This window comes from Burkholderia sp. BCC0097 (assembly GCF_902832985.1).
Classification (GTDB): Bacteria; Pseudomonadota; Gammaproteobacteria; order Burkholderiales; family Burkholderiaceae; genus Burkholderia; species Burkholderia orbicola.
Window position 1 is genome coordinate 752,686 of the sequence record NZ_CADFDM010000002.1, and the last position, 12,162, is coordinate 764,847.

Consider the following 12,162-nt stretch of genomic DNA (forward strand, 5'->3'; position numbering starts at 1 on the left):
GCTCGAACGCGGCCCGTTGCCGAGCCGCTCATTCCGGAGCACGGTTTCGCGCGGAGCATAACACGCCGTAACGAGCGCATCGCAACGAACGATGCGGCGAAATGCGCGTGGGTCAGGTGCGTAATCTCGGGCCTCGCGGCGCGGCGGCCTTAACGCGCGGGGGCCGCGACCGCCGCTTCCCGTTTCGCATGCAGCCGCAACGCGAGCCACGCGACACCGCCCGCGAAGATCGCGACCACGCCGCCGAAGGTGCCGATCCACGGCAGCCCGAAGTCGCCCGCGATATGGTTGCCGAGCAGCGCGCCAGCGCCGATGCCGACGTTGTACAGCCCCGAGTAGATCGACACGGCCAGGTCGGTCGCGTCCGGCGCCAGCTTCAGCACCCATGCCTGCATCGCCAGCCCGAAGCAGACGATCGCGCCGCCCCACACCAGCGTGTGCACGGACAGCGTGACGATGTTCAGCGCGCACGGGAACAGGATCAGCAGGCAGCCCGACAGCGCGACGATCGACGCCAGCAGGAAATCGTCGGGCCGGTGCGGATAGACGCGATTGAAGCAGACCGCGGCCGGCAGGCCGGCGATGCCGAACAGGATCAGCACGTACGTGATCCGGCTGTTGCTCGCATGGTTGATGCTCTGCACGAACGGCTCGATGTACGTGTACGACGTGAAGTGCGCGGACACGACCAGCACGGTGATCGCATACAGCGCGACCAGCGCCGGCTTGCGCAGGAACACGCCGATGCTGCTCAGCGACCCGGCGCCCTGGCTCGGCAGCAACGGCAACGTGGCGCGCAGCAACAGCAGCGCGATGCCCGCCGTGCCCGCGATGATCAGGAACGTGACGCGCCAGCCGAACGCCTCGCCGATCACGCGGCCGAGCGGAATCCCGGCGACCATCGCGATCGCCGAGCCCATCGCGATCAGGCTGAGCGCACGGCTTTTGCGGTCGCTCGGCGCGAGCCGCACCGCGAGCGGGATCGAAATCGACCAGAACACCGCATGCGCGCACGCGATGCCGAGCCGGCCGATCATCAGCACCGTGAAATTCCACGCGACGCCGGTTACCACATGGCTGCCGATGAACACCAGCAGCGCCACGCTCAACAGCTTGCGGCGCTCGACGTGGCGCGTGACGAACGTCAGCGGCAGCGACACGACCGCGACGGCCCACGCGTAGATCGTCAGCATCAGGCCCACGGCGGTCGGCTGCATCTGCAGGCTGTCGCCGATCGCGCTCAGCAGCGCGACGGGCACGAATTCGGTGGTATTGAAGATGAAGGCGGTGAGTGCGAGGGCCAGAACGCCCCACCACGATTGTTCGGAACTGACGGCGTCGGGGGTTGCCATACGGGGATTCGACGAGGGTTGGGCGCGCGCGGGCGGCTCGCCCGGCGCATCCGCGCGATTGTACCAGCGCGGTTCGACACGCTGCCGCCAGGCGCGGCGCGTGCGGCGCGGGACATGGCGGCGACACGGCCGTGCACCGATAATGTGACGAATTGGGTTTTGCCGACGATTTGCCCGAATGCCATCGGGCCAGGAGATTCACATGCGCATTGAAACGTCATTTCTGTTCGATCTCGACGGCACGCTCGTCGACAGCGTCTATCAGCACGTACTCGCGTGGAAGGAAGCGCTCGATGCCGAAGGCATCGAACTGTCGGTGTGGCGCATCCACCGCAAGATCGGGATGAGCGGCGGCCTGTTCCTGAACCAGCTGCTGCGCGAAACGGACGGCGACATCGACGCCGACCGTGTCGAACGGCTCGCGCGGCTGCACGCGGCCGCGTACCAGCGGCTGCGCGCTCAGGTCCGGCCGCTGCCGGGCGCGCGCGAGCTGCTGGCCGCGCTGTCGAATGCCGGCATTCGCTGGGCGATCGCGACCAGCGGGCGGATGGAAACGGCGGCGATCAATCTGGAGGCGCTCGGCGTCGATCCGACGAAGAACGTGGTCGTCACGCGCGATCAGGTGAAATATGCGAAGCCGGACCCGGACCTGTTCCTGACTGCCGCCGCGAAATTGAACGTGCCGATCGAGCATACGGTGGTGGTCGGCGACAGCATCTGGGACATGCTCGCCGCGGCCCGCTGCCGCGCGCTCGGCGTCGGGCTGCTGGCGGGCGGGTATGGCAGCGACGAACTGGAACGGGCGGGCGCGCTGCGCGTGTACGACGATCCGGCGGATCTGCTGTGGCATCTGGACGAGGTAGCCGCGCGACCGTAGGCGCCGGTCCACCGCGCCCGGTCCGCTCCTGCGTGAGCGGGCATGTCAGTCGAGCTTGACATCATGCGGCCCCCCCGGACCCGGCCGGCCGCGCAGCCGCGCGCACGATCGTTCGCGGCGCGGCTGCCTTTTTGATTCATCGAATCGAAATAATCCCCACCGCCATTGACAAGCGCGATTTTAATATTTTTATCGGCGCCTGTTTTCCCGTGTTTTTAAAACACACGGGAAGATTCTTGAAAAATCGAATCGCCTTTCATATAACAAAAACACTTCGCTTCCGGTTCACGATCGTAGTGCCAGAATCGTGAAAATACGAGCGACGTACGGAGCCGAACCGGCCAGCCGGCGCCAGCCCGCGTCGCGTCGCCAGACGCCCCAGGCATGATATGGGGCCTGTGTCGCGATGTGGCGTCGTAGCGCCCTTTCCGCCATTTATCCGGGGATTCTATAAATGCGCACGGATCTTTCACCTTCATAACGTTTCGACAGAAGCATTACCCCGATTTATTCAGTCGCACGATCACAGGTATCGGCCGGCGTATTTTTGTGCCGACGTTTCGTGAAGACGTGCGCCGCCGCTCGATCGGCGGACATTGTTTTGTCCGGTTTGACGGAAATGGACGACGCGAGGATTTCGATGAATCAGATCAGCGAACAGGCGATCGCCGAACTGCGCGCGCCGCACCTGGAACCCGCCCTGCCTATCCGGGTGCTCCATGGCGAGACGGTGAGCGATTACGAGCGGAAAGTGCAGACGACCTACGCCGGCAGCCCGGACGACTGGCGCAAGGCGATCGGCGAGTACCTGTTGTTCCAGTTCGGTGTGTACGACGATCCGCGCTCCACGCCGCCGATCTCGCTCGATGAATCGGGCATTCGGTACTTCGAACGCCAGCTTCACCTCGCCGGCTTCGACGACCCCGTTCCCGCGCGCGTCGAACGCATTCTCGACATCGGCTGCGGCTGGGGCTACATCCTCAAGTATCTGGCCGCCCGCTTCCCCGGCTGCATGCGCCTCGACGGTGTCAACGTCAGTCGCGAACAACTCGACTACTGCGCCCGCTTTCATGCGCAACACGGGCTCGCGGAACGCGTCAACCTGTATCAGTGCAACGCACAGGACGTCGATCGACTGCCCGATCCCGCAACGCCGTACGATCTCGTGATCATTCGCGGCGTGATCTCGCATTTCCCGAACCCGCTGTACGAAAAGGCGATGCGCGCGCTGCATGCGCGTGTGCGCGGCGGCGGCTCGGTGGTCATCTCGGACAATCTGTACAACGTCGACCTGAGCGAATACGAGTCCGACACGCCGGACGAGATCGACCGGATCGCATGCAAGCACCGCAAGACGCCCGATTATTTCAGGCAGGTGCTGATCGACGCCGGATTCGCGATCCGCGACATGCGCGTGTTGCCGTCGAACATCGACGTCGCACGCTGGCTGATGGATGCCAAGGCCAACATCGACCGCCATTTTCCGCACCGTGCACCGGACACGCTGGAAGAGCTGCGCGTGCTCGCCGAAAACTGGTCCGTCGCGCTGATCAAGAACAAGGTGTCGACCTACAGCATCGTCGCGGTCAAACCCGACGCGTAGGCCGGAGAGCCGCATGCAAGCATCCGGAACGCCGCGCGCCATGAGCGCCCCGCCCGGCGAGACGCAAACGCAAACGCTGGTGCTGCCGCTGCCGCGTCTCGTGCTGCCCGTCGCACGGCACCCGCAGCATGAAGCAATCGAGCGGCAGCTCGCGATCGACGACTACCCGTACATCGTGCAGCACTATCGCAGCGACGCAGCGGCGCGCCGTTTTCTCGCGCAGCGCATTCCCGCGTATGGCAGCCTGTGCTACCCGAATGCGCGGCCCGATCGCGTGTACGCGCTCCATCGCATGATGAACGTCACGACGCTGATGGACGACGCCTTCACGCATCTGGCGCGCACCGGCGATCAGGCGGGGCTCGACGCGTTGCGCGAGCATTTCCTTGCCGCCGTCGACGGCACGCCGCCGCCGGCCGACGTGCCTTCCGCGCGGCTGCTGTACGACACGCTGCAGTTGATGCGCGCCCAGGGCGAAGCGCGCCCGGCCTTCTGGCGGCGGTTCGTCGAATGCATCCGCGAGCAGATCCATACGCAGGCCAGCCCGACGGCAACCGATGCAGCGCGCCTGTCGCTGGCCGACTATCTGGCGTTTCGCCGGGTCGAGGGCTTCGGCCACTGGATCACGCTGCTCACCGAATACGCGCTCGACATCGACATGGGGCAGCGCCTCGCGCAACACGCGGCACTCGCCGATGCGCGCGATGCGACGATCGATTCGGTGATCCTCGTCAACGACCTGTTTTCGTTTCGCAAGGAATGGTCCGCGCACGAGCGATTCAATGCCGTGTGGATCCTGATGCGCGTCGAGCAACTGAACGCGCAGGCGGCGCTCGACCGGCTGGCGGTACTCTGCACGTCGAACGAACACCGTCTGATCGACGCACGTGAAGCGGTCGCGACGGGCGCGCTGGCCGGCGACGCCGACGCGCAGGCCTACGTGACGGAGCTGGGTTACATGAGTGCGGGGAATGCGGAGTTTCATGCATTCAGCACCCGCTATCACGGCGACGATCTCGGCGGCGGCCGCTTCGCTGGCGGCGCAGTCGCGATGACGGCGCTGCCGACGCTCGAGGAAATCGCGGCGGCGGACCGGCATGCTTCGCCCCGGTGACTGGAGACGCACATGCACGCACCGATCCCTGTTGTGCCCGAACCCGCCGCCGCTTCGCGACATCGCTATCCGGACGGCTGGTTCGCACTGGCCTACAGCCGCGACGTCAAACCCGGCGCGCTCGTCGTGACACGTTTCATGGGCGCGGATGTCGTGCTGTATCGAACGGCATCCGGCCTGATTCGCGCGGTCGCGCCGCATTGTCCGCACCTCGGCGCGCATCTCGGGCACGGCGGCGTCGTGCGCGGCGAGGAGATCGTGTGCCCGTTCCATCACCTCGCGTTCGCGCCGGACGGCACCTGCGTGCGCGCCGGGGGGGACGGCAAGCCGCCCGCGGCCACGCTGCGGCAGCGCCACGTGCTCGAATGGAACGGCCTCGTGCTCGCGTGGCAGGACCGTGCGGGCGCAGCGCCGTCGTGGTCGCTGCCCGAACTCGACCTCGACGGCTATTCGCGGCCGCGCGGCCAGTGCCATACGCTGAACGGCAGCCTGCAGAATCCGGCCGAGAACGGCGTCGACGTCAACCATTTCAGCCCGGTGCACGGCTGGTCGAATCCGGTGCTGGAGCCGCCGCAAGCCGACGGCCACCGGATGACGATGCGCTCGACGCTCGTGCTGCTCGGGCAGCGGCTGCTGCTGGACATCACGATGCACGGCCTGGGCTGCATGGCCGCGCGCATGGAACTGCCGGACCTCGGGCTGCACGCGCGGGTCGTGCTGTTCCCGACGCAGATCGAACCCGATCGCTGGACCTGCCGTGAATTCGTCGCGCTGCGCGTCGAACGCGCGTCGGCGTGGCCGTCGCCGCTGCGTCGGGCCCTGCACGAGGTCCTCGCGAGCGCCGCGTACCGGTTGTGGTTCGTACCGCAATTCAAGCGTGACCTGCGCATCTGGGATCACCGCGACTACGACGCACGCCCGACGCTGATGGCCGGCGAGCTGCCGATCATGACGTTCCGGCGCTGGGCCGCGCAGTTCTACCCGGCGCCCGGCGGCGACGCACCCCACGGGCAAGACGGCGCAGGGCCGCGGGCCGTCATGCAAGCCGATCGGGAATTCGCGCGATGAGTGCCATGCCGATGCAGGAGCACGCGATCCATGCAGCCGGCCCCGTCGACGAAACCGCGCCACTGCCCTATCCGGACGGCTGGTTCGCGCTGTGTTTCAGCCGCGAGCTGAAGCCCGGGGCCGTGCTCACGACGCCTTTCATGGGACGCGATGTCGTGCTGTACCGGACGGCCTCGGGCGCCGCCTGCGCGGTCGACGCGTATTGCCCGCACCAGGGCGCGCATCTCGGCCACGGCGGTACGGTCGACGGCGAACAGATCGTCTGTCCGTTCCATCACTACGCGTACGGCCCCGACGGCCGGCGCATCACAGCAGGCTGCGCGAAGGGCGGCCAAGGGCTGACGCTTCACACCCGGCATGTGCGCGAGTGGAACGGCTTCGTGTTCGTATGGCAGAACGCCGACGGCCTGGCGCCGACCTGGGAACTGCCGGAAGTGGACATGACCGGCTTCTCGGCACCCGTCGGCCAGGCATTCACGCTACGCGGCGTGATGCAGAACCTGCCGGAAAACGGCTTCGATCTCGAACATTTCGGCGCGCTGCACCGCTGGAAGGACATGAAGCCGCATACGCCCGTGATCGACGGCCCGCGCATTTCGATGCAGGTGGACATGGCGTGGAAGAACATCAGATGGAGCACGCTGATCGGCGTTCACGGCCTTGGCTGCGTGTCGTCCGATCATGAAATGAAGGCGATCGGCCTCGAAGCGAAGATCTTCGCGTGCGGCGTGCAGATCGCGCCGCTGCGCTGGACCTTCCGGGACGGTATTTCGTTCCGCTTTTCGTGGCTGTCGAGGTGGCCGGCTCCGTTGCAGCGGATCGTCTACGCCGCGCTCGGCCGGTTGCTGCACCGGCTGTGGCTGGTACCGGTGTTCAAGGAAGACATCATGGTGTGGGGCAATCGCGACTACACCGGCTACGGTACCCCGGTCGCAGGCGACGGGCCGTATCCGGTGTTCCAGCGATGGGCGCGGCAGTTCTATCCGGGTGGCGATCGCGTTGCGGCACGGCATCGCGCCGCGCAGGCGGACGCGTTCGTTGAGAAATAGCGCGAGCCGGCGGCATCCGCCTCGTAGCGCTCTGCACTAAACCGTCCGCCTGACCAGCGTCGTCCGGATCTCCGAAATCGCCGTGGTCGGATTCAGCCCCTTCGGACACACGTCCATGCAATTCATGATCGTCCGGCAACGGAACAGCCGGTACGGATCCTCCAGATCGTCGAACCGCTCGGCCGTCGCCAGATCTCGCGATTCGGCGATGAACCGGTACGCCTGCAGCAGCCCGGCCGGCCCGACGAACTTGTCCGAATTCCACCAGTAGCTCGGGCACGACGTCGAACAGCATGCGCACAGGATGCATTCATACAGCCCGTCGAGCTGGTCGCGCTCCTCCGGCGACTGCAGCCGCTCGCGCGCGGGCGGCCTCGTGTCGTTGATCAGGTATGCGGCGACAGCATCTTTCCGCGCCGATTTCACGCCATTCGGCGAAGAGGCCGCCACGAGCCATCCGGATTTCCGCCATGGTCACCCAGCCGGAACGGAAGAGCGGCAGCAGGCCGCGGCCGCTCTTCCCGCCGCGTCACTGCGAGGCGGCCGCCGCCGCGCTCGCCTCTTTCGCCTTCTTCGCCGCGTGGTGGTGGCCAAGCGCACATCCCGCCGCCGCGCCAACCGCGCCGTGATGGCCGGCGACGTGCCCGGCTACCCCACCCACTGCCGCGCCCTTCAGGCATCCCGCCGCCTGAACCGATAGGGAAGCGGCCGACAACGCGACGCACACTATTGCGATCGAGAGGAATCTCATGCGGAATTCTCCTTGAAAAAACGGGGTGCCCGTGCAGGCCGATCCTGCGTGAAAGCACTCGCCGTTGTACGAAACACTTGCGACATGCAGCACGCGCATGCAGGAAGTCCGTCGTCGAACTGTTTCGGTTCACGCCGCGCCCGGACGACTACCGCACGCTGCCCGGCTCCGCCCCGCTCCCCGCCGCATAGGCGACGAGCGACGGCTGGACAGCCGCCGAATCGCCCGACGCGGCCACGACATCGTGCACGAAGCGCAGCTTCGCGACGACGGCGGGCGCCAGCACGAACGGATAGGCGTCCGGCGTTCCCATGCTGCGGTTCAGGCTGTTCAGTGCGTAAGTCAGCGGGAACCAGCGCCGCATCAGGCTGCTGAAGCTCGCTTCGTCGACCGACGTCTGGTCGGCCAGCGTCGGCAGGCTCGCGTCGTCGGGGGCAAGCACGAGCCCGCATGCGGTCGCGGTATCGAGCGTATCGACGATATGCAGGTAATGCGCCCACGTCTCGGCCCAGTCTTCCCACGGGTGCATCCTCGCGTACTCGCTGACGTACGCGCTCTCCCAACCCGTAGCTTCGTTATTGGCATAGTGTGCGTCGAGCGCCGCTTGGTAGTCGGCACGCTCGTCGCCGAAACAGGCGCGAAACGGTTCGATCCAGCGGCTGCCTCGCACGAGACGGTCGAAATAGTAGTGGCCGATTTCATGCCGGAAATGGCCGAGCAAGGTGCGATAGGGTTCGCGCATGTCCATGCGAATCCGCTCCCGCTTCGCGTCGTCTGCTTCGTCGAGGTTCACCGTGATGAGGCCGTCCGCATGGCCGGTCATGACGGGTTCGGTATCGGTCGATGCCTTGAACGCGAAGCCCATTCCGCATGCCGGCTGCTGCGCGCGCGACTCCACCGGCAAGCCCAGCACGACGAGTGTGTATAGCAGCCGTCGCTTCGCAGCCTCGAGACGGAACCACAGTAGCCGGTTGTCGGGCGACGACAGGTTCGGGATCGTCTCGGTGAGCACGCACGCGCGGCATAGCGTGTCGTCGCTTTCCGCCGGAATCATCCAGTTGCAAACATGCTCGACGGCGTAGTTGGTGCATTGTCGATAGCGTTTCCCGGACACGGCCGCGTGCAGGCTACGCCATGTTCCGTCGCCCGCGGGCTCGAACGCGCCGACTTCGCCAACGTCCGGCAGATAGCCGAGCAGCGCATCGCAGCGCTCGCACTTCACGTTCTCGAAGAACACCAGTTGCGAACATCGCCCGCAGTGGAAGGTTTTCATGACGTGCCGTCCGGGTAGAGGATTACGTCGTCGCTAGGCGCGGGTGCTGGCCGGCCGCGCTTCGTCCGCCAGCCGCACGTGCATGCGCCGATAGTCGTTCCTGTATCGCTTCGCAAGCGTCGACTTGTCCGGCTCGCGCAGGATTTTTCCGGATATCTGAAAGAAGATCTTTTCCTCTTCCTTCAGATGCTCGTGCAGTTCTTGAGACAGTTTCCTGGCCGTTGCCAGCCAGCCGCGCGCGCCGGGGTCACGGCCGCGCAGAGTGTCGACGATCTCGTCCATCCGGTGATGATCGGCAAGTGCATCGCGTGAGGGATGAAGCCCGCGGTCGTCCATCAGTATCGGAGCGTAGAGAAAGCGCTCCTCCGCGGCCTCGTGCGCGCCCAGTTCGATGCGCAATTGTTCGAACAGCATGCCCCGATCCGGGCCTGGCCTCGACCGCAGCAGCCGGCGCATCAATGCGCGCTGGATCTCATGACTTTCGCGCAGTGCATCGAAGATCGTTTCGGACATGCAGGACTCCCCGGTGATCGGCATCGGACGCATTGCGCCGTAGATCCGACATAGTTACAAAACTGGGTGCCTCCCGACAGTTGCAAATGCACCAGTGTGTATCCACGCCATGCCTGCACACCCATCGATCTCGCGATAGATCGATCCGAATGTGCTGCGCCTCAGTATAGGGACATCCTCAGGTAGCCCATCATGTTCAAATGCACCGCGAAGACTAGTGCATTTGAGTGGGGAAAAGCGGCGGTCAGCGCGGTGCGGCCGGCGCGCATTCGAACATTCCCTACACTCCACGGAGCGCCCGGACGAGCCGCCCCGCCTCGCTACACCGTCCGCCTCACCAGCATCGTCCGGATCTCCGAAATCGCCTTGGTCGGATTCAGCCCCTTCGGGCACACGTCGGTGCAGTTCATGATCGTCCGGCAGCGGAACAGCCGGTACGGATCTTCCAGATCGTCGAGCCGCTCGGCCGTCGCGAGATCGCGCGAATCGGCGATGAAGCGGTACGCCTGCAGCAACCCGGCCGGACCGACGAACTTGTCCGGGTTCCACCAGTAGCTCGGGCACGACGTCGAACAGCACGCGCACAGGATGCATTCGTACAGCCCGTCGAGCTGGTCGCGCTCCTGCGGCGATTGCAGCCGCTCGCGCGCGGGCGGCGTCGTGTCGTTGATCAGGTATGGCCGGATCGAGTGGTACTGGTTGAAAAAGTCGGTCATGTCGACGATCAGGTCGCGCACCACCGGCAGCCCCGGCAACGGCCGCAGCACGATCTCGCGCGGCAGCGTCTGCATGTTGGTCAGGCATGCGAGGCCGTTCTTGCCGTTGATGTTCATCGCATCCGAGCCGCAGATGCCTTCGCGGCAGGAGCGCCGATACGACAGCGTCTCGTCGTCGCATTTCACGCGGCCCAGCACGTCGAGCAGCATGCGGTCGTCCGGGTTCACGTCGATCTCATAGCGCTGCATGTAAGGCGCCGCGTCGCGGTCGGGGTCGTAGCGGTAGATATGCAGGGTACGCGGATCGCTCATCGGTTCCTCCCGGCGCGGGCCGGCATGGGTTCACAAGGTACTTGCTGGGTGCGCTGTCGCGGCGCACGGCGCCGCGAGCGCCATGCCGCTCAATCGTCGTCCACCCGTTTGTCGATCAGATAGCGGCCGCGCTCGAGGCCTGCCCGCAGCGCCTCGACCTCGGTCAGCCATTCGGGCCCGGCGGCTTCCGGCACCACCAGCTCGATGCGCGCGCCGTTGACGTACACCTGCACCTCGTCGCGCCATGCGCCGCGCTCGTTGGGCCGCGCCCAGACGAAAATCTCGTGGCCGCGATACGGGTCCCGAACCTGTGCGTCCTGTTGATGTGCCACGGTGGCCTCCTGTCTTATCTGCGATAGCGATGCAAAAAATGCGCGCCGCATGCTCGCCAGGCGCGCCGTCGGCCTTGCGCGCACGCGCCGTGCCCGGCCGGCACGCTGCTTGCGTCCCTTTTCCGCATCGAACCGCTACCGGCCCGCCTCGCTGAGGGCCGGAAGGGATGCACATCATGATCGGCCACCTCGAATTACTCGGACGCCTGCTGCTGGCCGCGCTGCTCGGCAGCGTGATCGGGCTCGAACGCGAACGCCTGAACTGGGCCGCCGGCCTGCGTACGCACATGCTCGTGTGCGTGGGCTCCGCGCTCGTGATGCTGGTGTCGACGTTCGGCTTCGAGGACGTGCGCGGGCAGAACGGCGTCGTGCTCGATCCGTCGCGGGTCGCCGCGCAAGTGGTGTCCGGCATCGGCTTTCTCGGCGCGGGCTCGATCCTGCTGCGCGGCGAAGTGGTGCGCGGGCTGACGACGGCCGCGAGCCTGTGGGCGGTGGCCGGCGTCGGGCTCGCCGCGGGCGGCGGCATGGTGGTTGCGTCAGTGGGCGCGACGGCGATCGTGCTCGCGATTCTCGCGGGCGTGAAGCCGCTCGAGCGCCGCTTCATCGCGCAGCGCCAGCAGCGCACGCTGCAGCTCGTGGCCGAGCGCGGCGGCCTCACGCTCGGCACGCTGCACGAGGCGCTCGGCCCCGGCCGGGTGCGCGTGAAACGGTTCATCGTCCAGCAATCGGACGACGATCCGGACACCGACGACATCTCCGTCTCGTTCTCGCGCACGAGCGGGCCGGAATTTGCGGCGATCTGCGAGACGCTGCAAAACATCGCGTGCGTACGGACCTGTCAACCCGACACCTCGTCAAGGAGTTTCGTGTGACCCAGACCGATCTGCTCTCCTATCTCGTGACGAGCCAGCTCGCCGCGCGCATGCGCAGCGGAACATGGCTCACGACCAGCCAGCTGGTGGGCGCGCTGCGCGCGTGGCTCGCGTGCCAGCGCGCCGAATGCGACTGGCTCGACCGGATCAGGATCGCGCACGCATCGGCGACGATCGCGCAGGAGATCTACGACATCGCGGTCGCGCACGGCGAGCATGCGCGGCTCGACGCGCATTCGCCGGAGTTGCAGGGGCTTCGCGCACGCTGCGATGCGCTGCTGCAGCGGATCAACGGCAACCGGGACGTCGGGGCCCGATGACCGCGCCGGA

At 66.3% G+C, this 12,162-nt stretch carries 13 protein-coding genes and 1 pseudogene; 7 read left to right on the forward strand and 7 right to left on the reverse strand.

The window, feature by feature from the left end; translation table 11 throughout:
- Positions 1-149 precede the first annotated feature (149 nt).
- On the reverse strand, positions 150-1,352 hold the full coding sequence (locus HWX07_RS08650) for a sugar transporter (protein WP_175875987.1): 1,203 nt from the start codon (positions 1,350-1,352) through the stop codon (positions 150-152).
- A 202-nt stretch (positions 1,353-1,554) separates the two neighbouring features.
- Between HWX07_RS08650 and HWX07_RS08655 the strand changes: the two genes are divergently transcribed.
- The 5 genes from HWX07_RS08655 to HWX07_RS08675 all read left to right on the forward strand — a co-directional run bounded on the left by HWX07_RS08655 (position 1,555) and on the right by HWX07_RS08675 (position 7,063).
- Complete coding sequence (locus HWX07_RS08655) at positions 1,555-2,229, forward strand: HAD family hydrolase (RefSeq protein ID WP_175875988.1); 675 nt, start codon at positions 1,555-1,557, stop codon at positions 2,227-2,229.
- A 640-nt stretch (positions 2,230-2,869) separates the two neighbouring features.
- Positions 2,870-3,832 carry a class I SAM-dependent methyltransferase gene (locus HWX07_RS08660; protein ID WP_175875989.1) on the forward strand — a complete coding sequence of 321 codons (963 nt, stop codon included), beginning with the start codon at positions 2,870-2,872 and terminating at the stop codon, positions 3,830-3,832.
- A gap of 13 nt (positions 3,833-3,845) precedes the next feature.
- Entirely contained in the window at positions 3,846-4,946 is a 1,101-nt protein-coding gene (locus tag HWX07_RS08665) for a methyltransferase type 12 (RefSeq protein WP_175875990.1), read from the forward strand.
- Positions 4,947-4,958: 12 nt separating this feature from the next.
- Positions 4,959-6,014, forward strand: coding sequence for a Rieske 2Fe-2S domain-containing protein (locus tag HWX07_RS08670; RefSeq protein ID WP_175875991.1), 1,056 nt, complete (start codon positions 4,959-4,961; stop codon positions 6,012-6,014).
- Positions 6,011-7,063, forward strand: a complete 1,053-nt coding sequence (locus tag HWX07_RS08675; RefSeq protein ID WP_175875992.1) for a Rieske (2Fe-2S) protein — start codon at positions 6,011-6,013, stop codon at positions 7,061-7,063. The genes HWX07_RS08670 and HWX07_RS08675 overlap by 4 nt, the downstream gene beginning before the upstream one ends.
- 36 nt (positions 7,064-7,099) lie before the next feature.
- Here the strand turns inward: HWX07_RS08675 and HWX07_RS08680 are convergent.
- The 6 genes and pseudogenes from HWX07_RS08680 to HWX07_RS08705 all read right to left on the reverse strand — a co-directional run.
- A pseudogene (locus tag HWX07_RS08680) lies at positions 7,100-7,468 on the reverse strand (4Fe-4S dicluster domain-containing protein); the annotation flags it as partial.
- Between the two features lie 124 nt (positions 7,469-7,592).
- Positions 7,593-7,814, reverse strand: a complete 222-nt coding sequence (locus HWX07_RS08685; RefSeq protein WP_175875993.1) for a hypothetical protein — start codon at positions 7,812-7,814, stop codon at positions 7,593-7,595.
- 148 nt (positions 7,815-7,962) lie between these two features.
- The gene (locus tag HWX07_RS08690; RefSeq protein WP_175875994.1) at positions 7,963-9,087 is read right to left on the reverse strand and encodes a putative zinc-binding metallopeptidase; all 1,125 of its coding nucleotides are present in this window, start codon (positions 9,085-9,087) and stop codon (positions 7,963-7,965) included.
- 33 nt (positions 9,088-9,120) lie between these two features.
- Positions 9,121-9,600 (reverse strand): hemerythrin domain-containing protein, encoded by a 480-nt coding sequence (locus HWX07_RS08695; protein WP_175875995.1) that lies wholly within the window; start codon positions 9,598-9,600, stop codon positions 9,121-9,123.
- 320 nt (positions 9,601-9,920) lie between these two features.
- Positions 9,921-10,628 (reverse strand): succinate dehydrogenase/fumarate reductase iron-sulfur subunit, encoded by a 708-nt coding sequence (locus HWX07_RS08700; protein ID WP_175875996.1) that lies wholly within the window; start codon positions 10,626-10,628, stop codon positions 9,921-9,923.
- An 89-nt stretch (positions 10,629-10,717) separates the two neighbouring features.
- On the reverse strand, positions 10,718-10,960 hold the full coding sequence (locus tag HWX07_RS08705) for a DUF6566 family protein (RefSeq protein ID WP_023476627.1): 243 nt from the start codon (positions 10,958-10,960) through the stop codon (positions 10,718-10,720).
- A gap of 176 nt (positions 10,961-11,136) precedes the next feature.
- On the opposite strand from HWX07_RS08705, the gene HWX07_RS08710 reads away from it, so the two are divergent.
- Positions 11,137-11,832: an MgtC/SapB family protein gene (locus HWX07_RS08710; RefSeq protein ID WP_027808544.1), complete on the forward strand. Its 696-nt coding sequence runs from the start codon at positions 11,137-11,139 to the stop codon at positions 11,830-11,832.
- Positions 11,829-12,152 carry a hypothetical protein gene (locus HWX07_RS08715; protein ID WP_175875997.1) on the forward strand — a complete coding sequence of 108 codons (324 nt, stop codon included), beginning with the start codon at positions 11,829-11,831 and terminating at the stop codon, positions 12,150-12,152. The genes HWX07_RS08710 and HWX07_RS08715 overlap by 4 nt, the downstream gene beginning before the upstream one ends.
- Positions 12,153-12,162: the final 10 nt, after the last annotated feature.